General features: G+C 67.6%; 17 protein-coding genes and 1 pseudogene. 9 read left to right on the top strand and 9 right to left on the bottom strand.

The genetic code is table 11. The annotated features are described in order from the left end of the window. Window positions 1-10 precede the first annotated feature (10 nt). The 4 genes from SPHPHY_RS22390 to SPHPHY_RS0101390 form a co-directional block, all read right to left on the bottom strand. On the bottom strand, window positions 11-730 hold the full coding sequence (locus SPHPHY_RS22390) for a PEPxxWA-CTERM sorting domain-containing protein (protein WP_231370320.1): 720 nt from the start codon (window positions 728-730) through the stop codon (window positions 11-13). A gap of 164 nt (window positions 731-894) precedes the next feature. Continuing rightward, window positions 895-3,498 carry a glycosyl hydrolase gene (locus tag SPHPHY_RS22625; protein ID WP_022684929.1) on the bottom strand — a complete coding sequence of 868 codons (2,604 nt, stop codon included), beginning with the start codon at window positions 3,496-3,498 and terminating at the stop codon, window positions 895-897. Between the two features lie 195 nt (window positions 3,499-3,693). Next, a complete protein-coding gene (locus SPHPHY_RS0101395; protein ID WP_331271025.1) occupies window positions 3,694-4,707 on the bottom strand; it encodes an acyltransferase in 1,014 nt (337 codons plus the stop codon). Between the two features lie 46 nt (window positions 4,708-4,753). Next, complete coding sequence (locus SPHPHY_RS0101390; protein WP_156024957.1) at window positions 4,754-6,241, bottom strand: DUF6418 domain-containing protein; 1,488 nt, start codon at window positions 6,239-6,241, stop codon at window positions 4,754-4,756. A 266-nt stretch (window positions 6,242-6,507) separates the two neighbouring features. Here SPHPHY_RS0101390 and SPHPHY_RS0101385 point away from each other — a divergent pair, with 266 nt between their 5' ends. From SPHPHY_RS0101385 to katG, 6 genes are all read left to right on the top strand, one after another. Beyond that, window positions 6,508-8,310, top strand: a complete 1,803-nt coding sequence (locus SPHPHY_RS0101385) for a right-handed parallel beta-helix repeat-containing protein (protein WP_156024956.1) — start codon at window positions 6,508-6,510, stop codon at window positions 8,308-8,310. A 358-nt stretch (window positions 8,311-8,668) separates the two neighbouring features. Then, entirely contained in the window at window positions 8,669-9,808 is a 1,140-nt protein-coding gene (locus SPHPHY_RS0101375; protein WP_196802094.1) for a glycosyltransferase, read from the top strand. Then, a complete protein-coding gene (locus SPHPHY_RS0101370; protein WP_022684923.1) occupies window positions 9,808-10,887 on the top strand; it encodes a glycosyltransferase family 4 protein in 1,080 nt (359 codons plus the stop codon). Before SPHPHY_RS0101375 ends, SPHPHY_RS0101370 begins: the two co-directional genes overlap by 1 nt. Beyond that, on the top strand, window positions 10,884-12,089 hold the full coding sequence (locus SPHPHY_RS18805; RefSeq protein WP_022684922.1) for a glycosyltransferase family 4 protein: 1,206 nt from the start codon (window positions 10,884-10,886) through the stop codon (window positions 12,087-12,089). Before SPHPHY_RS0101370 ends, SPHPHY_RS18805 begins: the two co-directional genes overlap by 4 nt. Beyond that, window positions 12,086-12,622, top strand: a complete 537-nt coding sequence (locus SPHPHY_RS18800) for a serine O-acetyltransferase (protein WP_051148247.1) — start codon at window positions 12,086-12,088, stop codon at window positions 12,620-12,622. The genes SPHPHY_RS18805 and SPHPHY_RS18800 overlap by 4 nt, the downstream gene beginning before the upstream one ends. Before the next feature lie 240 nt (window positions 12,623-12,862). Further along, a complete protein-coding gene (gene katG, locus SPHPHY_RS0101355; RefSeq protein WP_022684920.1) occupies window positions 12,863-15,097 on the top strand; it encodes a catalase/peroxidase HPI in 2,235 nt (744 codons plus the stop codon). A gap of 452 nt (window positions 15,098-15,549) precedes the next feature. Here katG and SPHPHY_RS0101350 read toward each other — a convergent pair whose 3' ends face one another. From SPHPHY_RS0101350 to SPHPHY_RS0101335, 4 genes are all read right to left on the bottom strand, one after another. Then, complete coding sequence (locus SPHPHY_RS0101350) at window positions 15,550-15,753, bottom strand: hypothetical protein (protein ID WP_231370319.1); 204 nt, start codon at window positions 15,751-15,753, stop codon at window positions 15,550-15,552. Between the two features lies 1 nt (window position 15,754). Next, on the bottom strand, window positions 15,755-16,888 hold the full coding sequence (gene tgt, locus SPHPHY_RS0101345; RefSeq protein ID WP_022684918.1) for a tRNA guanosine(34) transglycosylase Tgt: 1,134 nt from the start codon (window positions 16,886-16,888) through the stop codon (window positions 15,755-15,757). Beyond that, a complete protein-coding gene (locus SPHPHY_RS0101340; RefSeq protein ID WP_028056354.1) occupies window positions 16,885-17,430 on the bottom strand; it encodes a hypothetical protein in 546 nt (181 codons plus the stop codon). The genes tgt and SPHPHY_RS0101340 overlap by 4 nt, the downstream gene beginning before the upstream one ends. A gap of 322 nt (window positions 17,431-17,752) precedes the next feature. Further along, a complete protein-coding gene (locus SPHPHY_RS0101335) occupies window positions 17,753-18,454 on the bottom strand; it encodes a FadR/GntR family transcriptional regulator (protein WP_156025136.1) in 702 nt (233 codons plus the stop codon). A gap of 281 nt (window positions 18,455-18,735) precedes the next feature. On the opposite strand from SPHPHY_RS0101335, the gene SPHPHY_RS0101330 reads away from it, so the two are divergent. The 3 genes and pseudogenes from SPHPHY_RS0101330 (at window position 18,736) to SPHPHY_RS0101320 (ending at window position 22,453) form a co-directional block, all read left to right on the top strand. After that, window positions 18,736-20,313, top strand: coding sequence for an alpha-N-arabinofuranosidase (locus tag SPHPHY_RS0101330; RefSeq protein WP_022684915.1), 1,578 nt, complete (start codon window positions 18,736-18,738; stop codon window positions 20,311-20,313). 11 nt (window positions 20,314-20,324) lie between these two features. Further along, window positions 20,325-21,353: pseudogene (locus SPHPHY_RS18795) on the top strand (family 43 glycosylhydrolase); the annotation flags it as partial. A gap of 428 nt (window positions 21,354-21,781) precedes the next feature. After that, entirely contained in the window at window positions 21,782-22,453 is a 672-nt protein-coding gene (locus SPHPHY_RS0101320; protein ID WP_022684913.1) for a GNAT family N-acetyltransferase, read from the top strand. A gap of 113 nt (window positions 22,454-22,566) precedes the next feature. Here the strand turns inward: SPHPHY_RS0101320 and SPHPHY_RS0101315 are convergent, their stop codons facing one another. Then, window positions 22,567-24,000 (bottom strand): IS1182 family transposase, encoded by a 1,434-nt coding sequence (locus SPHPHY_RS0101315; RefSeq protein ID WP_022684912.1) that lies wholly within the window; start codon window positions 23,998-24,000, stop codon window positions 22,567-22,569. Window positions 24,001-24,362 lie beyond the last annotated feature (362 nt).

Below are 24,362 nucleotides of genomic sequence, written 5' to 3'. Positions count from 1 at the left end.
TCGGAAAGGCTTAGGCGAAGCGTACCCGCGCGTCCACGCGGCGACGGCGACGCAGCGCCACGCCCGCCATCGCGAAACCGGTCACCATCATCGCCCACGTCGCGGGCTCCGGCACCGGCGCAGCCATCTGCGCGCGGATCGAGGTGACCGCCAGGTCGGCGAAGGTCGACGGGCCGTAGCTTCCGGTCACGGCATCGCGGTTGGCGATCTGCACATGCCCCTTGGCGTTGTCGGCCAGCGTCAGCCCGGCGACGTCGTTCGAGGCATAGTCACCCTTCCCGATCACATCGCGCAGCGTGTCGAACCCGACGTAGAACAAGGTGTTGCCCGGCGGCAGCAACGACACGTCGGTATCCTCGACCATGTAGTAGAGCAGGTCGGTCCCGCCCTGGCCGGCCGCGTCGGCGGCGCGCGCGAGGCCGCTGAACGACCCGGCGAAATTATACGTGGCCGATCCGATCGTCAGCGCGGCGCTGACCGGGGAGGCGGCGCCGTTCCCGAAGAGAAACGCCGAATTGCCGGTCGTCACGGTCGCGCTGTCCGGCTTCGCATTGATCGTGAAGACTGCGCTGAATGCCTGTCCCGCAAGGTTCGCACCGGCAGTGCCGAACGTGCCCGCCGGATCGAATCCGCCCATCACCGTCCCGGTCACCGTTACTGTCGCAGGCGCTGCGGCCGCGGGTGCCGCCATCGCCAGCGCTGCCGCCCCGACGGTCATCATCTTCAACATCGTCATACCCCTGTCGTCGTTGGGCATTAGATGAAGATGCACTAAAGTATCGGCAAGGAACGGTTATTCTTAACAACCGTCCATTCCGGGACGGTTTTCGGTGATCGTGCCGGGCGTCGGAACGATCGGGCGGGGCGGCGGTTGTTGCCGCCCCGCCCGTCCGGTCAGATGAAGCCGAAGCTGCCGCCGGTGAACGCCAGATGGTCCGCGGTTACGCCCGCGACCAGGATCGTGTCGCCGCCGCCCAGGTCGATCAGCGCGCCGCCATGCACGTTCGTGACGCCCGGCGTCGTGTCGAAGTGATAGGCGCCCAGGTCGATCGTGTCGCCGCGCCCGAAGTCGCCGATCACGTCCTTGCCCGATCCCGCCCCGAAAACGAAGCGGTCCGCGCCGGCACCGCCGTACAGCGTATCGTTGCCGGCGCCGCCGGTGATGACGTTGTTCGACGCATTGCCGCGGATGACGTTGTCCAGCGCGTTGCCGGTGGCGAACACTGCAGTGCCGGTCAGCGTCAGGTTCTCGACATTGGCGCCCAGCGCATAGTCGATCGACGACAACACGATGTCGACGCCACCCTTGCCGTCCTGGTAATATTCGATCACGCGGTCGGCGATGTCGTCGACGACATAGGTGTCGTTGCCGGTCCCGCCGTCCATCGTGTCCGCGCCGGTGCCGCCGTCCAGCCAGTCGTTGCCCTCGTGGCCGAGCAGCGTGTCGTCGCCGGCGCCGCCGTACAGCTTATCGTCACCGGCCTGCCCGCGAAGCACGTCATTGCCGGCAAGCCCCGACAGCGTGTCGTCGCCGCTGGTGCCGTAGAGCGCGTTGTCGAGCGTGTTGCCGGTGCCGATCCGCGCGCCGCCGGTCAGGTACAGCGCCTCGACGTTGTTGCCCAGCGTATGGTTCACGCCCGAATAGACGCTGTCGTATCCGCCGTTCGCGCGCTCAACCACCACGTCGCCGGCATTATCGACGATGTAGGTGTCGTCACCCGCATCGCCCTGCAGCGTGTCGGCGCCCGCGCCGCCATCCAGCCGGTCGTTGCCCTCGCCGCCGTACAGCCAGTCGTTGCCGGAATCGCCGAACAGCTGGTCGTTCCCGGCATTGCCATAAATCCAGTCGTCCCCGCCCAGCCCGCGCAGCGTGTCGGCGCCGGCGGTGCCGTTCAACCCGTTGGACAGGTTGTTGCCGGTGCCGATCCGCGCGTCGCCGGTCAGGTACAGATGCTCGACGTTGGCGGTCAGCGTGTAGTCGATCGAGGAATAGACCGTATCGACGCCGCCGTTGCCGTTCTGGAAGAACTCGACCACCTGGTCGCCGGCATCGTCGACGACATAGGTATCGTTGCCGCTGCCGCCGTCCATCAGGTCCGCGCCGGCGCCGCCGTCGAGATAGTCGTTGCCCTCGTGGCCATACAGCGTGTCGTTGCCGTTGCCGCCGAACAGCGCGTCGTCGCCGGCATAGCCCCGCAGCACGTCGTTGCCGTCCATGCCCTTCAGCACGTCGCCCGCGCCGGTGCCGAAGATCTGGTTGTCGAGATCGTTGCCCGTGCCCTTGGTCGCGCCGGTGACGAGGTACAGGTTCTCGACGTTCGCGCTCAGCGTGAAGTCGACCGAGGCATAGACCGTATCGATCCCTTCGTCCGCGCGCTCGACCACCTTGTCGCCGGTCTGCGCGACCACATAGGTGTCGTTACCGATCCCGCCGACCATCGTGTCGATGCCCGTGCCGCCGTCGAGCCGATCGTTGCCCGCGCCACCATATAGCTTGTCGTTACCCGCACCGCCCAGCAGCACGTTGTCGCGCGCGTTGCCGGTGATGACATTGTCGAGCGCGTTGCCGGAGCCGTTGATCGCATTGCCGACCAGCGTCAGCGCGACTTCGCCCGTCCGCAGCGCGGTGTCGACCGACGCGTTCACCGTCGACGCCGCGTCGGGCGTCGCCAGCTGGTCCAGCATCGCAAGGTAGGCGGCAGCCGCCTTCTTGTACTGGCCACTGCTCAGGTCACCCTTGAACGCCGCGTCCGACTCCCAGTAATTCTGGTAGACCATGTCGTGGTCGGCCATCCACTGCATCGCCAGCTTGATGAATTCCGGCGAGTCGCTGTTCACGCCCCATTCGCCCATCGCGGTCTGCTTGCCGTGCGCCGCTGCGAAGTCCTGCTGCCATTGCAGGCCGTATGGCTGCTTCACGAACCAGTCGAACGCCTTCACTGCGTCCTTGTCGTGCCATGCGGTATTATAGTACATGTCGACGCCGATCACATCGACATACTTGTCGCCGGGATAGGCCGCCTCGGGGTTCATGTCCCAGGTGTCCAGCGCCGGGCACCATTCGAACACGAACTTGTCGGAAACCGTCCGCGCAATGTCGACGAACTTGCGATAGGCTGCGGCGTAATTCTCCGGCTCGCCGACCGCGGACGACGAATTCCAGTTGTTGCCGTTGAACTCCCAGCCCAGCCGGACGTAGATCTTGTCGTCGCCTGCGCCGCTCGCCACCAGTTGCTTGGCCATCGCCAGGAACTTGGCATCGTACTTGCCCGCACCGGCATCGCCCAGCGTCGCGCCATACGGGATCAACGGAATCGACCACATCACGGCGACATCCTGGTTGGCGAACATGTCCGCCTGCCACTGCACCGACGAAAGCCAGTCGTTCCACCCCGCCGTACCGCCATGCAGCTGGACCGCATCCACCCGCCCACCGGCCCATTGCTGGTCGCTCAAGTAATCGGCAACGCTGAACGCGTTGTAGATCGACGTCAACATGTCGCTTAACTTCCCACCCGTGCTCGATATCCTTTGATACCGAGCCAGCCCCACGATTAGCTTTACGGGTTGGGTTTATGGCAAGTTAACCGTGCCGCCGTGCACTTGACGCACAGCGTGTCGCCTCGCTCGCACGGACGCATGAATCCCCGCCGCGCTGCCATATCGGGCGGCGCGGCGGGGTCGTGGACGATGTCAGTCGGCGGTGAGTGGAGCGGGTTCGCGTGCGACCGCATCGGGCTTGCGGCGCGGCCAGCGGTGCGACAGCCGGATCGCGGGCAGCTCGATATAGGTGTAGGACGCCATCGCCAGCGGCAACGACAATATGATCGCCGCGCCGATATACGCCCAGCCGCTCAGCCCGATGGCAGTGACCGTCCACAGGGCGAACGTATGCATCAGGTAGACGGAGAAGCTGATCGTGCCCAGCTTGCGCAACAGCCGCTCCGCCACCTCGGGCAGGCGCAGCGCGAACGATCCGAAGAACAGCACATAACCTGCTCCCCACGACAGCGCGATCGCGCGCAGCGAGAAGTCGAGTGCGCCGTGCGTGCCGGCCAGTCCGAAGCCGACGATCAACCCGAGCGCGATCGCCGGGATCAGCACCGCCGCCGGGCGCACAAAGGCGCGCACATTGCCCTCCGACACTGCGCGATACGCGAACAGCCCGACCGCGCAGGTCGCCAGCATCCCCAGCCGCCCCATCGGCGCGCGATGCCCGGTCAACGTCAAGGCGGCACCGCCTGCGATCAACGCGACGAACAGCGCCACGATCGTCACGTCGGAGCGGTTGCGGCGCAGGAAGAACAGCCCGGCGAACAGCACGTACCACACCGCCTCGATCGACAGCGTCCACGAGTTGCCGACATAATTGTGGGTGTGCAGATATTCGGAGGCGAAGGCGATCTGCGCGACGACCGTGCGCGCGTCGATCGGCCCGCGCACCACCAGATAGGTGATCGCAAAGGCGACCAGATAGAGCGGATAGATGCGCAGCACGCGGCTGGTCGCGAAGCGGGTCAGGCTCCGCCCCTTCTCGAGGCTGAGCGGGATGACGAACCCCGAGACCAGGAAGAACGCGACCACCGCCGCCTGTCCGGGATTGAACCACTCGAGCAGGAAGCGCTGATCGGGGCCGAAGACGCCAGCACGCTGTGATGCGTGCTGGAACACCACCATCAGCGCGGCGACGCCGCGCACGATGTCGATGTTGCCGAAGCGGGCGACGGCAGAACGCAGCGGAAGAGCGAACGTATCAGCGACGCGCCAGCGAATTCATCATCGCGCGCACCCGACTGTCCCGGCGCTGTCCTTCCCACGTGATGAACAAGGCGACCGCCAACGTCAGCAGGTTTTTGATGCCGAAGAAATTCCACAGGTATCCCGTGGTATATCCGCCATAAAGCGAGCTCATCGCGCGCCCGAACAGCACGGAGGCGATCCAGTTGCTTTCTGCGATCGTCTGCGCCAGCATTTTCATCACGAACGCGTGGAAGATCGCGATGATCGACGACACGAACAGCAGCCCGATCATTCCCATCGTCATCATCAGATATGGGTAAAGCGAGAAGACGAATCCGGTCCCGCCCTCCATCGCCCAGCCGAGCAGCCGTGAATCGGTAAACGGCTGCATCACATAGTAGAGGCCGAAGCGCGTGCCCGCCTTCGTCGCGTCCTGCTCGCCCGGCTGCATCCACGACGCCACGTCGGCGCCGATCGCGCGATCGTCGAAACGGGTCGCGGACAGGTATTTTTCGTCGGCGACGTACCAAAGCTGCCCCTGCAGCGCGACGCGCTGTCCGTAACGCTGCACGGCATGGTCGAAGTTGGTGAGCGCTCCGTAAGCGACCAGCACCGCCGGCACCGTCACCACCACGACGGCCAGCGAAATCCCGCCGATCGCACCGGTCGGGATCGCGCGATCGTTGGCGATATGCACCAGCCCCACCGGAATCGAAAAGATGCTCAGGATCATCAGCAACGAGGTGAATTTCTCGCCGAACAGCACCGACAGCGCGAGCAGCCACACCAGCAACAGCGCGCCGCGCAGGCGATATCCGGGGATGCACGCCAGTGCGCCGATGAACGGCACCAGCACGGTCCGGTTGGTCATCCATGCCGAATAGATCGGCGAATCGACCTTCTCGAGGAACGCGAAGCGATCGATATGCGAGATCAGCGGGAAGCCGTTGTTGATCCCCAGCCGCACCAGGTACAGCGTCGCTGCGCCCATCACGATCAGCAACGCCAGCCAGATCAGCCGCCCCTGGACCTGCCACCGCTTCGGCGCCTCGCGAAACAGCACCTTCAGCCGCGGCCACGCCGCCTCGACGACGAACGTCGCAGTCAGGAAGAACAGCAGATAGATCAGCAGCAGCCGCGTGAACGCCCCGGTCGGACGCCCGGTGATGTTCGTCTCGACCATGAAGGCGCCGGCCTCGATCGCTCCGCCCGAGATGAACTCGGTGATGCGCAACGCCAGCAACGGCACGAACAACAGGAACGTTGCCGGCGATGTGCGCAGCAACCCGAAGCACATCGACCCAAACAGGATGAGCGCGGCATAGGCCCATGCCGCCGATGGCGCCGTGACCGCGCCGAAGGCTGCCAGCGAGGCGAGCACGAAATGGATCGCGAACATGCCCCCGAACGATCTCGCGCGCTGTCCGTACGGGGTGAGCGCGACGCGCGCGGTCGGCCCGCGCCGTGCGGAAGGCAATCGGTCTCCGCCTACGAGCGCCATGTACCGGTCCTTCTTGATCGTTGATACGCCAGGCTGATAGCGTGCAGTGCACCATCGGCGCAACCGCATGACGGAACACGGCGTTTGACGAGTCGTGGAAATGCGCCGAGCCGGCGCAGCGATTGGCCGATCCGCCATCGTGGTCCGTCACGTCGATCGGCGTGGCGCGCTATGCTGGTGACGACCGCAATGGAGCATCCGATGATCCCCTCGTCTGTGCCGCATCGGGAAGCCCTCCCCACCTCCTGCTCCAAAGCATGATCGCCATGCCACGCCTGCTCGTTCCGGTCGCGCTGGCGGTCGCCACCTGCTGCTCGCCCGCTCCCTCGCAAAGCACGCCCGCGCAGGGTGGGGACTGGACCACGCTCGCCACCGCCGCGCGCCAGTCGCCGGCGCAGGGCGACGGGCTGCATCGCCAATGGACCGGCGCCGACGGACAACCGGTCACGCTCGCGGTGATCGCGCCGCGCGTCGCGGGGCGTCCGGTGATCGCGCTCAGCCCCACTGCGGGTGACAATGCGCCTGCGATCATGGCGGCACTGGCGCGACTGCGCACCGCAGGCGGCGGCACGCTGCGGCTCGCGCCGGGTGCCTGGCCGATCGCAGGCGGGCCGCCGGCGCTCAGGCTCGACGGGCTCAGCGACGTGCTGGTGGACGGCCGCGGCGCCAATCTGGTCTTCGCCAACTGGGGCGATGGCATTCTCATCAGCAACGCCGCGCGCGTCGCGCTGCGCGGGCTGTCGGTCGGCTATGCCCGGCCGCCCGTCGTGGCGGCGCACGTCGCGAAGGGGCGCCTTGCCTTCGCCGGCGCCGCCCCGCCGCCGGGTACGCCGGTCTACCAGGTGTCCGTGAACGCGCCCGCGGGTGCGCGCGTGCTGTTCGGCAAGCAGGGGCGGATGCTGCAGGCGGACGGGACGGTGCCGGGCGGGCTCGGCGACTTCACGCCGGGCCAGGCGGTGCAGGTGAAGCTCAGCTGGTACAAGGGCGGCGCGATCCGCATCGCCGATCCCGGCGACAAGCCGGTGTCGCACGACATTACCCTCGACGGCGTCACGATCCGCGACTCGGCTGGCGGCGGCGTCGTCGCTGACCTGATGGGACGCGGGCTCGCGATCGTCGGCGCGCATTTCGGCGCCGGCAGCAGTGCGATCGCCTACGACGCGTTCCACGTCACCGCCGCCAGCGGCGATATCCTCGTCGAGAACAACGACTTCACCGACAGCGGCGACGATTCGATCAACATCGCCAGCCCGATCTTCACCGCCGCACTCGATACCGGCGGACGTACCGGCACGATCGGCGGCACGGGCGCGCGCGTCTATCCGGGCGCGCAGCTCGCGTTGTTCGACGCCGCGCTGCAACTGGTCGGCACCGCGCAGGTGGCGCAACGCGCGCCGCGCGACGCCTCGGGCGCGATGCGCACCACCTTCACCGCGCCGGTCACTGCGACGGCGGTGCGTTATGCCCGCAACATGGACCTGCTCGCGCAACGCTACGCGATCGTCGACAACCGCTTCTCGAACGGTATCGGCCACGGCGTGCTGGCACAGGCGCCCGACGGCCTCGTGCGCGACAACCAATTCTCGGGGCTGCGCTACAATGCGATCCGCCTGCTCACCAGCGCGATGTGGATGGAGGGCGCAGGCGCGCTCAACGTCGTCGTCGCGGGCAACCGCATCACCGACACCGGGCAGGACACGCGCCCCGGCCGCGTCTGGGCCGCGATCACGGTGTTCGGCGAGCTCGGCAACGACGGCGCGACCGACAACGGCACCGCGCCGCTCGCGCCGGTGCCGCTCAACGCACGGCTGCTGATCCGCGACAACCAGATCGACGGCGTCGATCAGGGCTGCATCGCGGTCTCCAACGCCACCGACGTGACGCTGAAGAACAATCGCTGCACCGCGTTCGGGCGTCGCCCGGGACGTGTGCGGATGCTCGCCGATCGTACCGATCTTCGCGCCGGCCTCGCGCAACTTCCTGCCAAGGGCGCTTATCTGGCGAGTGGTGACGGCGTGTGGATCGACAGTGCCACGACGGCGCGCGTCACCGCCGATACGCCGCGCTGAGCGCCGTGCGGGACGTTCGGCGCTTGCGCCCGGCGGAACCGCACGGCTACAAGCCGCCGCATGCGATCGTGCCGCCCAGGCGAGCGGCCGTGCTCATGATACGGCGGGAGACTTGAACGAGTGCCACGGGTTACGGGCAAGCAAGCGACGTCGGGTGCGACGAACGGTGCGCGCGGATGACCGCCGCCAGCGCCGCCGCCGTCCCCGCGCGGGATCGCTTCCTGCGCTCGCATGGCGGCACCGCGCCCCCGACGCGCAGGTCCGTCGGCATGGCCGGACGCGCGCGCTTCGCGGCGCGCGGTAGCGTCGGCCGCGCCGCAACACCCACCCACGGGCCACGGGTGACCATGTCATGGCGGTGAACACCGGCCCGATGCGCATCTGCCTCGTGATCGAGGCGGGCGGCGGCGGCGCAAGTCGCCACGTCATGGACCTGGCCACCGCCTTCGGGCAGCGCGGCCACCACGTCCATCTGATCTACTCCCCGGTCCGCGCCGATGCGCGCCATCTCGCCGAGATCGCGGCGCTGCCGATCGCCACCGAGCCGCTGGAGATGCACCGTTCGCTGGGGCTTCACGACCTCGCCTCGGCACGCGCGCTCGGCGCCGCGCTGCATCGTGCCGGGCCGTTCGACATCATCCACGGCCACAGCTCAAAGGCCGGGGCGCTCGTCCGCCTTGCCAGCGTCGGTGACGCGAAGCGAATCTATACGCCGCATGCCTTCCGCGGGCTCGATCCCGGGGCCGGGCTGGCGGCGCGCGTGCTCTTCAACGGCGCGGAGATCGCGCTGGGCCTGCGCACCGACGCGCTGATCGCGGTCTCGGGCGAGGAATTGGCGTTCGCCCGCCGGCTGCACATCGCCGACGGCCGCTGCCACCTGATCCGCAACGGCGTGATCCACACGCCGGACGTCTCGCGCGCGCAGGCGCGCGCGCGGCTGGGCCTGTCCGTCGACGATATCGTGATCGGCTTCGTCGGCCGGCTCTCCTATCAGAAGGCGCCCGAGCGTTTCGTCGAAGCGATGCGCCGTACGATGGAGCGCGTGCCGCGGCTGCGCGCCGTCCTGCTCGGCGACGGCGAATGTGCCGGCGCCGTGGAGCAGGACCTCGCCGCTTCCGGCTTCGCCGACCGCTTCGTCTGGCAGCGCCAGTCGAAGGCGCAGGAACTGCTTCCGGCGTTCGACGCGGTGATGATGACCAGCCGCTACGAAGGACTGTCCTACGTCCTGCTCGAAAGCCTGGCCGCGCACGTGCCGATCGTCACCACCGAGGTGGCGGGGGCGCAGGACGTGATCGGCGATACGGGGTGCGGGATGATCGTCGCCAACGACGATGCGGTGGTCGACCGGCTGGTCGAGGCCGCGATGCGGATCGGCACCGACGCTACGGCCCGCGCGGACATGGCCGCCGCCGCCGCACGGCGCAGCAAAGAGTTGAATGGGATGCGCATGATCGACGAGACCGAGCAGCTCTACCGCAGCCTGTTGGCGCCGCGCTGATGGCCGACGTCTTCATCAACGGCCGCTTTCTGACCCAGCCGATCAGCGGGGTGCAGCGTTACGCGCAGGAGATCGTGACCGCGCTCGACGGGCTCGCCGGGGAAGGCGCACTCCCCGCGCGCTACGTCCTGCTCACCCCGCCGGGCGCGCGCAGGCTCGATCTCGCGCAAATCGAGACGCGTGTCGTCGGCACGCGCGCCGGTCACCTGTGGGACCAGCTCGACTTCGCACGGGTGGCGCGCGCCGGCACCGCCTTGTGCCTGGCGATGACCGGCCCGATCGCGTTGAAGCGGCAGGTCGTCGTCATCCACGACGCCTCGGTACAGCGCCATCCGGAGCATTTCAGCAAACCCTACGTCCTCGCGCATACGCTGCTCGACCGGCTGCTGGCGCGCCGCGCGGTGATCGCCACCGTCTCCGAATTCTCGCGCGCCGAGCTTGCCGACGTGTTGCCGGTCGCCGAGCGCGACATCGTGGTCGCCCCGAACGGCGCCGAGCATCTCTCGATCGCTCCCGATGCGCAGGTCGTCGAGCGGCTCGGGCTGACGAAGGGCGGCTATTTCCTGACCCTCGGCAATCTCACCCGCAACAAGAACCTCGCGGTCGCGCTCCGCGCGCTCGGGCGCCTCGCACCCGGAAGTGCGAAGCTGGTCGCGGTGGGCCGCATGGAACGCAGCGTGTTCGGGTCGGCCGGGCTGCCGGAGCCGGGACCCGACGTATTGCTCCCGGGCCGGCTCGACGACGCCGAGGTCGCCGGGCTGATGCAGGGGGCACGCGCGCTGATCTTCCCGAGCATCTACGAGGGCTTCGGCATTCCGCCGCTGGAAGCGTTCGTCAACGATTGCCCGGTCCTTGCCAGCACCGCGCCCGCGGTCCGCGAAGTGTGCGGCCCGGCCGCCGACTATTTCGAGCCGCACGACGATGCGACGCTCGCCACGCTGATGCAGATGCTGCTCGACGATCACGACGGCGCGATCCGCCGCGACCGGCTCGCCAAGGGCCGCGAGCGCGTGGCGCGTTACTCGTGGCGCGGCTCCGCCCGCATCCTCGCCGATGCCTGTGCGAAGTTCGGCGCATGAAGGTTCTCATCGTCAACGTCCTGTACCCGCCGCACCGGATCGGCGGCGCGGAGAAGTCGGTGTCGCTACTCGCCGAGGCGCTGGTCCGCGCCGGTGACGAGGTGCACGTCGCCACGCTCGACGACATCGCCGCGCCGGTCACCGAGCTGAAGAACGGCGTCAACGTCCACCGGCTGCCGATGGACAACGTCTATTGGCCCTATGATCCCGACGCTCCGGCGCAGCCGAAGCTGAAGCGGCTGCAATGGCACGCGCGGAACCGCTGGAACCGCGCCGCCGCGCGCCGGATCGGGCGCCTGCTCGATGCCGTTCGCCCCGACGTCGTGCACTGCAACGTCATCACCGGGTTCAGCCCCGCGATCTGGCGCGAGATCAAGCAGCGCCGCCTGCCGCTCGTACAGACGCTGCGCGATTACGGCGTGATGTGCACGCGCTCGGCATTGTTCAAGAACGGCGCGAACTGCACCACGCGCTGTCTCGAATGCCGCGTGCTCACCGCGCCCGGCCAGCGCGAGTCCGCCACCGTCGACCAGCTCGTCTCGAACAGCGATTACGTGATCCGCCGCCACCATGCCGAGGGCTATTTCCCTGGCGTGCCGGCGCGGCGCATCTTCAACATCGTGCCGCTCGACGAACAGCCGCGCGACACGCCCGCGCCCGGCGCGCCGTTCGTCTTCGGCTTCATCGGCCGCATCGAGGCCGAAAAGGGCATCGACGTCGTGCTGGAGGCGACCACCCGCGTCACCCGTGCCGACTGGCGGCTGCGCATCGCCGGGGTCGGCGTGCCCGAATATGTCGCCGAATTGAAGGCGCGCTACCCCGATCCGCGCATCGAATGGATCGGCTTCGCGCAGGCCGGCGACTTCTACCGCGCGATCGATACCGTGCTGATCGCCTCGGTCTGGCCGGAGCCGCTGCCGCGCACGCTGATCGAGGCATTGTCCTACGGATTGTCCGCAATCTGTGCCGAGGCCGGTGGCATCCCCGAGATCGCCGATCTCGCCGCGCATTCGATCACCTACCAGCCGACCGATGTCGAGGCGCTCGCCGCGGCGATGGACACGGCGCTGGCGGACGCCGGCGCATGGGGCATCGGCGGGCTCCGCGATCCCGCCGCGCTCGGCTGGTTCGCGGAGGACCGCATCGTCGCCGAGAACCGCGCCGCTTATACCGACGCCATCGCCGCGGTCGCCGCGCGATGACGTGGCGGCGTGACCTGCTGGCCAATGCGGATCGCACTGGCCTGAAGGGCGCGGCGATCGGCTGGTTCCTGAACCCGGGCTTCGCGGTCGCCACGCTCTACCGCATCATGCGCTGGGGCCAGTTGCGCGGCGGCGCGCCGGGCCGCCTGGTCGCGATCGTCGCATGGCGGCGGATCGTGAAAGGCTATGGCTGCTACATCGATCCGACCGCGGCGATCGGTCCCGGACTACGGCTGCCGCATCCGATCGGAGTCGTGATCGGCGCCGGCACCGTGATCGGCGCCGACGTGACCGTTTACCAGCACGCCACCTTCGGCCGCCGCACCGCCGACGAGGCCCGCTACCCCGTGGTGGGCGACCGCGCCACGATCTATGCCGGCGCGACCGTGATCGGCGGCATCGCGATCGGTGAAGGCGCGATTGTCGCTGCGGGCGCGCTGGTCCGCCGTGACGTGCCCGCGCATGGCGTCGCCCTGTCCGTCCCCGCGGACATCCGCGCCCCGTCTGCGCCTGCGGATATCGAAGCCCGGTAACAGCCGGCAGGTTCGAACATACGGTCCACCGACATCATCCTGCCGGAGGCTCCGCGCCATTTCGGCGACATCCTCCCGCTGCGTTGATCGCCTGGTTCGATCATAGCGTGCCGTATTTCGCATTTTCCCGATCATCGCCGCTCCGCTACCACCGTCTCCACGGACCGGCGGAATGGTCGCATGCGCCCGCGGACCGCGGCTGCGGCACGACGGCCCCCTGGTCGCGAGAGGAGACGAAATATGGACGCCATCACCGAGGGTAGCCCGATCAACGATCCGAAGAAGCAGCCGGCCGCGATGCGCAAGCTGCTCGGCCACACGTCGCGGGACTGGTGGCCCGAATCGCTGTCGATCGACATCCTCCACCAACAGGGCAAGTCGGGCAGCCCGTTCGGCGACGACTTTGACTATGCCGCCGAATTCCTGAAGCTCGACCTTGCCGCCGTAAAGGCCGACCTGACTGCGTTGATGACCGACAGCCAGCCGTGGTGGCCGGCCGATTACGGACACTATGGCCCGTTCTTCATCCGCATGGCGTGGCACTCGGCCGGCACGTACCGCACCGGCGACGGTCGCGGCGGCTCGTCGGCGGGGCAGCAGCGCTTCGCCCCGCTCAATTCGTGGCCGGACAACGGCAATCTCGACAAGGCGCGCCGGCTGTTGTGGCCGGTGAAGCAGAAGTACGGCCGCGCGCTCAGCTGGGCGGACCTGTTTATTCTCGCCGGCAACGTCGCGATCGAATCGATGGGCGGGCCGACCTTCGGCTTCGGCGGCGGCCGCGCCGACGTGTTCGAGCCCGAGAAGGACGTCTACTGGGGCACCGAGGAGGAATGGCTCGGCCAGACCCGCATCGATCCCGAAGCCGGACTCGCGCTCGAAACCCCGCTCGCCGCGATCCAGCACGGCCTCATCTACGTGAACCCGGAAGGCCCCGGCGGATGCCCGAACCCGATGGGCTCGGCACGCGACATGCGTGAGACGTTCGCGCGCATGGGCATGAACGACGAGGAGACCGCCGCGCTCACCGCCGGTGGCCATACCTTCGGCAAGGCGCATGGCGCAGGTGACCCCAAGCTCGTCGGCCGCGAGCCGGAGGGTGCGGACATCGCCTCGCAGGGCCTCGGCTGGACCTCCACGCACGAAAGCGGGATGGGCGATCACACGATCACCTCCGGCATCGAAGGCGCATGGACCCCGACGCCGACGACGTGGGACATGACCTATTTCGACATGCTGCTCGACCACGAATACGAGCTGACCAAGAGCCCGGCGGGCGCGCACCAGTTCCAGCCGGTCGGCAATCCCGAGGATACGCTGGCCCCGGCCGCACACACGCCCGGCAAGAAGGTGCCGACGATGATGACCTCGGCCGACATGGCGCTGAAGGTCGATCCTGCGTACCGCGCGGTGATGGAGAAGTTCCGCGCCGACCCGGCGTACTTCGCCGACGCCTGGGCGCGCGCCTGGTTCAAGCTGACCCACCGCGACATGGGGCCGAAGCTGCGGTATCTCGGTACGGAAGTGCCGCACGAGGACCTGATCTGGCAGGATCCGATCCCGGCGGTCGATCACCCGTTGATCGACGCTGCCGATATCGCCGCGCTCAAGGCAACGCTGCTGGAAAGCGGGCTGTCGATGCAGGATCTGGTCAAGACCGCCTGGGCCTCCGCCTCCACCTTCCGCGGCTCGGACAAGCGCGGCGGGGCCAATGGCGCGCGCATCCGCTTCGCGCCACAGCGCGCTTGGGAGGTGAACGAGCCCGAGAACCTCACGCGCGTGCTCGGCGTGATCGCGCAGGTGAAGGCGGACTTCGACGGCGCGTCCGTTGGCGGCCGGAAGGTTTCGATCGCCGACCTGATCGTGCTCGGCGGCGTCGCCGCGATCGAGAAGGCGGCACGGGACGCCGGCCACGACGTGACGGTGCCGTTCACGCCGGGCCGCACCGACGCGCTGGAGGAGCAGACCGACGCCGACAGCTTCGACGTGCTCGAACCCAAGGCCGACGGCTTCCGCAACTATCTGCAGGTGAAGTTCAACGTGCCGACCGAGGAGCTGCTGGTCGATCGTGCGCAGCTGCTCGGCCTCACCGCTCCCGAAATGGCGGTGCTGGTCGGCGGGCTGCGCGTCCTCGGCGCCAATGCGCAGGGTAGCGAGCACGGCGTGTTCACCACGCGCGTGGGTCAGCTGACCAACGACTTCTTCGTAAACCTGCTCGACATGAACACTGCGTGGAAGCAGGTCAGTGACGAAAGCGACGAGGAGTTCGTCGGCACCGATCGCACGACCCATGAGCAGAAGTGGACTGCATCGCGCACCGATCTGGTGTTCGGCTCCAATTCGCAACTGCGCGCGCTGTCGGAGGTCTATGCCTGCGCCGACGCAACGGACAAATTCGTCGCCGACTTCATCACCGCCTGGACCAAGGTGATGAACGCGGACCGTTTTGATCTGGTCACGCACGGAACGATCGGCTAGTATCCTTTTGAACGAATTGGAGGGGATCGGGCCACCACCCGATCCCCTCCTTCATTACCGGCCGAACAGCCCTTCGGGTCGCCCGATAGCTGCGACAGTCGGGGCCGCCGGCGTGCCCCCCACGCCGGCGGCCGAACCTTCGGCGGCGGATGATCGCGAGAACGCGACGCAGCGCTTCGATAGCTACCCTGCCGATCACCGGCACATGGAGCGCGTGAACAGCGCCTCGCCCCACCCGTCATTGCAAGCACGACGGGCGCTCGGCGCCGGATCCTGACGCGTTCGCTGACGTCGTCGGCTCGCAATGAAGAGCCGCACGCTCCCTCATTCGGTCAGCGACAAAGTCGCCACCGCCACCGTGGCCGGAACATCGACCTTCTCGCGCGGGGCCTATCGAAAGCACGCGCCGCCCGCGAGCCGGACGCCCGCGAACGCGCACCCTGCCGTGGCGGCTACTTGCCCTCGTCCTTGCGCGAATTGGCGAACAGCACCGCCGCGGCCACCGCCGCCGATCCGATCCCGACGCCCAGCCAGGTCTTGCCCGGTTGCCAGCGGCCCTTGCGCTGCAACGCCGCCGCGCCCGATGCGCCGGCCTCCTCGTGCGCCTTCGCCGCCGCGGCGGTCGCCAGGATCTCGTTGGGTTGCTCGTCGCTCACGTCACTCTCCTTTTTCGCCGGCATAGCGCGCGCGGAAGCCGTTGGCGAACGTCGTCAGCCGACCATCGGCGATCGCGGCGCGCAGGTCCGCCATCAACGCTTCGTAAAAGGCAATATTGTGTTCGGTCATCAACATCGCACCCAGCATCTCGCCCGCGCGCACCAGATGATGGACATAGGCGCGGCTCCACGTGCTGCACACCGCGCACGCGCATTCCGGGTCCAGCGGCCCCTGATCCTCGGCGAAGCGCGCGTTGCGGATGTTGATCGGCCCGGCGCGCGTGAACGCCTGCCCGGTCCGCCCGGACCGCGTCGGCATCACGCAGTCGAACATGTCGACGCCGCGCTCAACCGCGCCGACGATGTCGGTCGGCTTGCCGACGCCCATCAGGTAACGCGGGCGATCGACCGGCAGCTGCCCCGGTGCGAAGTCGAGGCAGCCGAACATCGCCTCCTGCCCCTCGCCGACCGCGAGGCCGCCGATCGCATAGCCGTCGAACCCGATGTCGACCAACGCATCGGCCGACGCGCGCCGCAATCCTTCGTCCAGCGCGCCCTGCTGGATCCCGAAGATCGCGTTCGACGCCGCGTGATCGCCGCCGCCGTCGAATGCGTCGCGACTGCGCCGCGCCCAGCGCATCGATCGTTCCATCGCGGCGGCCTGCACTTCGCGCGTGGAGGTCGTCGGAACCAGTTCGTCGAACGCCATCACGATGTTGCTGCCCAGCAGGCGCTGGATTTCGATCGACCGTTCCGGCGTGATCATGTGCCGCGTCCCGTCGAGATGCGACGCGAATGCCACCCCCTCTTCCGATCGCTTGGTCAGCGCCGAAAGGCTCATCACCTGATAGCCGCCCGAGTCGGTCAGGATCGGCCGATCCCAGCCCATGAACGCGTGCAGCCCGCCCAGCCGCGCGACGCGCTCCGCGCCGGGCCGCAGCATCAGGTGATAGGTGTTGCCGAGGATGATGTCCGCGCCCGCACGCGCGACGTCCGCGGGCTTCATCGCCTTCACGGTCGCGGCGGTGCCGACCGGCATGAACGCCGGCGTCCGGATCGTGCCGCGCTGCATCGTGATCGCCCCGGTGCGCGCCGCGCCGTCGGTGGCCGAAATCGCGAAGGAGAACCGCGTCACCGCCGCTCTCCGCGCCGCCGCTTGTCGGGAGGCGTATCCGCCTTCTTCTCCGGTCGTCGCCCCGCGGTCGGGCCCTGCGCGTCGATCGGCATCGTGCGATAGGTCAGCAACTCGGCGCGGCTCAGCTGGTGGCTGCCGTCACGGTCGTAACGCGCGAACAAGCGCGAGAAATGGTCCTGCAACTCAGTCAGCGTCACCGCCTCGTCGTTGTCGCGGTCGACCTCGTACGGGCTCGGCAACGCGGCCCGGTCGCCCAGGAACCGCAACGCCCAGTCGCCGAACGCGATGTAGCGCAGCTTGCCGGTCTTGCCGGTGTCGATCGCCGCGAACGACGCCGCGACGCACTCGTCCAGCTCGTAGCGCTCGACCAGCGCGTCGCCGTCCTTATCGCACGCTGCGATCATCATCGCGACTGGCTCGACGACCATCGTGGCGGGGGTCTGCGGCGTAGCGGGAAGCGGCGCGCGAACGGTGATGTCGCCCTCCTGCGGCCCTTCCTGTGGCAGGGCCGCGGCGAGCAGAAGCAACGCAAACGGAATCATCGTCCCTCCGTGGCAGAAGCCTGCGTACATCGCCAGCGTCTTGGCCGCACGATCGCAACGTTTCGATCTCCGCAAAAGGACGCGCGGATGAGCGGAGGACGCGGTCGATCGAGCCGGCTCGTCAGGCCGGATCGACATGCCACGCTTCGCGGATGCCGGCTGCGCGGGAATGAAGATGATCGATCTGCTCGGGCAAACCGCGCTCGCATGATCGAGCCGATTTGCTCCCTCCACCCGTCATTGCGAGCGTAGCGAAGCGGCGCTGCAAGGAAGCAGGGTGAATGTCGATCGCCGCCAGGATGTAGCCACCCGGCAGCCGCCCTCACTCCTCCATCGCGAACTTCGTATCCTCCAGCGCGAGGTCGACCAGCGTCCGCATCGCCGCGGTCGCGCCCGGCACGTCCTGCGCCACGATCATGTCGTGCACCCGCACGTGATCCGGGATCGGATTGCGGGGCAGCGCCCGCGCGCGCTGCTTGAACTGCGTGGTCCAGTGGATCGCAGCACCGATGCTGGCGCTCAGCACCATCAGCGCGTCGTTGCGCGTCGCGCGCAGCACCGCGTTGTGGAAATCCTTGTCCGCCGCACGCCCCGCCTCGGTTGCCAGCGTGTGCCGCCGCATCGCCGCCAGCGCTTCCTTCATCGCTTTCAGGTCGGCACGGTCGCGGCGCTGCGCCGCCAGCCCCGCCGCCGCCGGCTCGACGATCCCGCGCAACTCGAACAACGCACGCACGAACTGTATGTCGGGGGCGCCCGCGAAGGCCCATGCCAGCACGTCGGGGTCCAGCAGGTTCCAGCGTTCGCGCGGCAGCACGCGCGTCCCCGCCTTCGGCCGGCTCTCGACCAGCCCCTTGGCGGCCAGCACCTGCATCGCCTCGCGGTACGCGCTGCGCGACACGTCCAGTGCTTCGGAAAAGGCGATCTCGCCCGACAGCGTGTCGCCCGGCGCATATTCGCCGGACATGATCGCGGTGCCCAGCTTGTGCGCGATCGCGCCGTGCAGCCTGCGCCCCGTGCCGCGCATCGAGGCGCGCACGCCGTCGGCGGCCACCAGGCCCGGCGCGTCTCCGCCCGGCGCCTTGCCGTCCGGCACCTTGCCGGCGCCTGCGTCGCCGCCCTGCTGCGGCATGCCGCTCTCCCGATCCGCCATTACCGCCCCCTTGTGGTCTGTTTCTGCCGCGCATGGCAACCCGCCCGTCGGCACGAAACGAACGTTGCAATCCGCGGTGTCGAATTATAATGTCCGAGTAATGAGGAAAAACAGCGCCGGTGGCAATGATCCGGCGGCTCATTCGGGAGGATAGGATGAAGGCACGTCTGTTCGCTTATGTCGGCGCGCTCGCGCTGGGGCTCGGTACGCTGGGCACCGCGACCGCGCAGGAGGCGCCTGCCGCAGCACCGGCCCCCGGAACCGCCACGATCGCGGTCCATGCCGACAAGCCCGGCGCAACCTATGACAAGCGCATCTTCACCCAGTTCGCCGAGCATCTCGGCAATGGCATCTACGGCGGATTGTGGGTTGGCAACGATCGCAAGATCCCGAACACGCGCGGTTTCCGCAACGACGTCGTCGGCGCGCTGCGCGATCTCGGCACCCCGGTCATCCGCTGGCCCGGCGGCTGCTTCGCCGACGAATATCACTGGCGGGAGGGGATCGGCCCGAAGAACAAGCGTCCGGTCAAGATCAACACCCACTGGGGCGGCGTGACCGAGCCGAACACCGTCGGCACGCACGAGTTCATGGACGTGACCGAGCAGATCGGCGCGGAGGTCTACATTTCCGGCAACGTCGGCAACGGCACGCCGCAGGAAATGGCCGAGTGGGTCGAATACATGACCTCGCCCGCGGGGTCGCTCGCCGATGAGCGCGCGAAGAACGGCCGCAAGCAACCGTGGAAGCTGCCCTATTTCGGCATCGGTAACGAATTGTGGGGCTGCGGCGGCAACATGAAGCCGGAATATGCCGCCGACGTCACGCGCCGCTACGCCACCTTCATCAAGGCGCCGGCCGGCACGAAGATCGAGAAGATCGCCTCGGGCGCGAACGTCGACGATTATAACTGGACCGAGGTGATGATGCGCGAGGCGGGCGAGAAGCTCGACGGCCTCTCGCTCCATTATTACACCGTCCCCGGCGGCTGGGCGCCCAAGGCGTCGGCGATCGACTTCGACGAGACGGGCTGGGCCGAAACGCTCGCCGGCACGTGGAAGATGGAGGAGCTGGTCACCAAGCACAGCGCCATCATGGACAAGTACGATCCGGGCAAGCGCGTGTACCTGGCGGTCGATGAATGGGGCACGTGGTACGGTCAGGATCCGGGCACGCATCCGGGTTTCCTGCGCCAGCAGAACAGCTTGCGAGACGCGCTGGTCGCCGCGATCAACCTCAACATCTTCGCCAAGCATGCCGACCGCGTCCGCATGACCGCGATCGCGCAGATGGTGAACGTCCTCCAGGCGATGATCCTGACCGACGGCAACAAGATGGTGCTGACGCCGACCTATCACGTCTTCAAGATGTACAAGCCGTTCATGGACGGCACGGTCCTGCCGATCGACATCCAGTCGCCGTGGTACAACAAGGATCAGTGGGTGATGCCGGCGGTCAGCGCGTCGGCCGTGCGTGACAAGGCCGGGGTGACGCACGTCGCGCTCGCCAATGCCGATCCGAACCGCGACATCACGGTGACGACGACGATGACCGGGCTTACCGCCTCGCGCGTTTCGGGGCAGATCCTGACCGGGCCGAAGGTCAATTCGCTCAACACCTTCGATGCGCCCAACGCCGTCGTGCCGGCCGCCTTCAACGGCGCGCAGCTGAACGGCGGGCAGCTGACGGTCACGCTGCCGGCCAAGTCGGTCGTCATGCTGGACCTGAACTGATGAGCGGCGCGATGCATCTGTCGCGCCGCCTGTTCGTGGCCGGGGGCGCGGCGCTTGCCGCCGCCCCCGCGCTGGCGCGGCGCAGCGGGGCGGCGGCGACGATCGTCAACCCGCTGGTGCGCCAGCGCGCCGACGCGCAGGTGTTCCGCCACACCGACGGCTGGTATTATCTGACCGGTTCGGTGCCCGAATACGACCGGCTCGTGCTGCGCCGCGCGCGCACGATCGCCGGCCTGACCACCGCGCCCGAAAAGGTGCTGTGGCGGCACGAGAAGAGCGGCCCGCTTTCGGGCTTCCTCTGGGCGCCCGAGCTGCACCTGATCGACGGCAAGTGGATCATGTATTTCGCCGCCGGCCCCAGCGGCGGCGGCGAGGACGTGTTCCGCATCCGCACCCATGCGGTCGTCTGCGACGGTGCCGATCCGATGACCGGCGCGTGGACGGTGCTGGGCCAGCTGAAGACGCCGTGGGACAGCTTCAACCTCGATTCGACCAGCTTCGTGCACCGCGGCACGCGCTATCTGGCATGGGCGCAGCGTGAGGAGGGGATCGACACAAATTCCAACCTCTACCTCGCGCCGCTCGCGACGCCGCTGACCTTCGCGGCGAAGCCGACGCGGCTGACGATCCCGGAATTGCCGTGGGAAATCCTCGGCTTCAAGGTTGCCGAAGCACCGGCACTGCTCGCGCGCAACGGGCGGCTGTTCATGACCTATTCGGCCAGCGCCACCGATGCGCGCTATTGCCTGGGCATGCTCACCGCGCGCGACGACGCCGACATCATGGACCCGGCGGTGTGGACCAAATCGCCGGTCCCGGTGATGAAGACCGATCCGGCCCGCAAGGTGTTCGGCCCCGGCCACAACAGCTTCACCGTCGACGAACGCGGACGCGACATGCTGGTCTATCACGCGCGCGATTACGAGAAGATCACGGGCGACCCGCTGTTCGATCCGAACCGCAACACCCGCGTCCAGCCGATCCGCTACGACGCCGCGGGCGTGCCGCAGTTCATGCCGCCCGCCGCCAACGGTCCGCTGCGCTCCGGATAATATGTCTGACTATTGATGGTTTCCGCTGGTCGTGCGGTAGCATCCGGTGCCATCCGGCGGCGAAAATGGTCGCCCCGGTGCACCGATCGCCGCCAGAATAGCAGCCTCGGCTCATAGCGAAGAGGTAAAATCCGGCGATCATGCCGCGATCATCGCGGATCGGGCCGCATTTTTCTCTTCGCGAGCGGCCATCCCGGTCGCGGTCCGGGGCAGCTCATGTTGCGCACCCCGCCCGGCCGACGCGAGTGGACGCGACGCATCCCATGTCGCGCCGCCAGCGCAGGCTGCCGCGACAATACCCGCCGTCAGGGACATGTGGGCACCGGTCCCGATAGGGATCGGGAAATGGAAAACAAACCCCCACGCCGCGTTTGGAAGCGCATTGCTACGACGATGCTGCCCGGCCATGAGTTGGTATGACCGCTGTTCCGCTCGGCCCGATCGTCCCTGAAGTCATTCGCCCCCTGCCAGCGTTCGAGGGTCACGTCGGCGAAACCGTGGCCCTCGAACCACTCTCTACCCGACACCTCGATGATCTGTGGGAGGCGGCTCAAGCGGCGGACGTGTCGTGGGCCTATCTGAAGTACGGGCCGTTCCCGACCAGGCAGGACATGGCCGCGCATATCACGCGGATCAGTGGCCTCGAACAACAACCCTTTTTCGCGGTCATCCCGGCATCCAGCGGCATGGCCGGGGGATGGGCGTCATTCTGTGACATTTCGCCTGTCGATGCTGCGATCGAGATCGGAAGCATCTGGCTGTCGCCGCGACTGCAACGCACCCGCCCTGCCACGGAAGCCATCTCGTTGATGATGCGGCACGCCTTCGCGCTCGGTTACCACCGGGTAGCTTGGCGCTGCAACGCGCTGAACGCAGCATCCATGCGCGCCGCGCGCCGGTTTGGCTTCACCTATGAAGGGACGTGGCGCGGTGACGGCATCGTGAAGGGACGCAGGCGCGATACGGCCTGGTTCTCGATCATGGAGCATGAATGGCCGGCGCAACATGCACTGTTCAAGGCATGGCTGGACGATAGCAATTTCGACGCGGATGGCGTCGCGCTCAAGCCCTTGTCGCCGAACACATAAGGAGGCGGCGCTTTCCCAATAGGATGGAGGTTCGGGAATGGCCGGGTCTGGTGGAGGCTGTGTGAGAACGTCCTCGGGACGGCGGTCTGATTGTCGCAAGCGAGGCCGGTCGTTCAACCGTGCATCGCGGCGATCAAGCCCGACACACCGCGCAGGGCGATGGCGCGTTTGATGTTGTAGGCGAGGATATGGAGGCTGGCTTCGGTCGCCACGTTCTCGAGCCTTCGTGTCCGGAAGTGGCTTCTGCCCATCCAGTCTTTCAGCGTGCCGAAGACATGCTCTACCGTTCTTCGTCGAACGCGCATGGCATCGGGCCAGCGCTCGAGCCGCGCCTGCATCGCCTCGATCACCTCTTCGTGCTCCCATCGCTTGATGCGTCGCTCAACGCTGGTGGTGCAGTTCGTCTTCACCGTGCAGCGGGAGCGGCAGGCGGGAGTGGCATAGCCGTAGAGCGTCAGCCCATGCTCAAGGCTGGAGAACCGTCTGGTCATCGTCTCGCCGGCCGGGCAGCGATAACTGTCGGTGTCGGGCTGGTAGACGAAGTCCTGCTTGCCGAAGCGACCCTCCGCCTTGGCGCCCGAGGTGAGCGGTTTGGGGCAGATCGCCACGATGCCGGCCTCTCCGCAGGCCAGCACCTCTGCACCTGAAAAGTAGCCGCGGTCGGCCAGCACGGTGAGCGTCTCGACACCTGTCGCCTCGCGCGCCTGTTGTCCCATGTTCGCCAGCGACGTGCGATCGTGGCCGAGGTTGATGACCTCGTGTGCCACGACGATATGGGTGTCCGCATCGACCGCCGCCTGAAGGTTGTAGCCGACAAGGCCCGTACCGCCTCCCGCCGAGGCCATCGCGCGCGCATCGGGATCGGTCAGCGAGATCTGCCGGTCGGGCGCCGCCGCGACCGCCTGCTCCATGGCTTCCAGGTCGCGCATCTGCCGGCGCAAGGCGTCGAGCCGCGTCGTCAGTCGCGCCGTGCGCAGCTCAGTTGCCTGGCCCTCCTGCCGGTCAGCGGTGTCGAGCATGCCCAGGTAGCGCTGGATACTGGCGTCCACCTGCTCCATCCGGCGCCGGATCGTCACTGGCGTGAAGTTTCTGTCGCGCGCGTTCACCGCGCGCAAACGGCTGCCGTCCACCGCTACCGTGCCGCCGGCGATAAGACCGAGGTTGCGGCAGACGAGTACGAAGCGCCGGCATGCCGCCTGGATGGCGGTGCCATGGTCGCGGCGGAAGTCGGCGATCGTCTTGAAGTCGGGCGCTAGCTTGCCCGTCAGCCACATCAACTCGACGTTGCGCCCGGCCTCGCGCTCCAGCCGCCGGCTCGACTGCACCTGGTTCAGGTAACCGTAGACGTAGAGCTTGAGCATGGTCGCCGGATGATAGCCCGGCCGGCCTGTCACGGCCGCGCCCTCGAAGCCAAGCTCGCAAAGATCCAGTTCGCCGACGAACATATCGACCACCCGAACCGGGCTGTGCTCAGCTACATAATCGTCGATGCAGTCTGGCAGCAGCAGCTTCTGCCGCCGGTCGCTACCCTCGATGAAACGGCTCATTCCAGCACCTCCACCAGCGCCAGAACTCTAGCACATCAGCGCGTTTTCACACAGCCTCGGTGGTTAGCGGACGTTCTGAAGCGGCAGCTTGCACACGCTCAGGTCGCCACTCCATGCCCCGCCTTGATCAAGGCAGCGGTCCTGCGCAACGAAGTCGCGAGCGGCCCAACCCGCTGATATGCCTACCAGCAGTGCGACAAAGATGCTGAGCAAAGTGCGCCGCTTCATTGCACCAAGCTGTAGACGTTCGGTCGACCCGATCGGATCAGACGGAGCGCCGCCGAGGCGTGCGGCAGGTTGATCCGCAAACACGATGCCGAGCATCCCTTTGGTGAGACCGTCGGGAACTGCGATTACGGCCG

The sequence above is a fragment of the Sphingomonas phyllosphaerae 5.2 genome (genome assembly GCF_000419605.1).
Lineage (GTDB): Bacteria > Pseudomonadota > Alphaproteobacteria > Sphingomonadales > Sphingomonadaceae > Sphingomonas > Sphingomonas phyllosphaerae_B.
The sequence above is the reverse complement of the archived record's forward strand: the minus strand, read 5'-3'. Positions and strand labels throughout refer to the sequence as shown.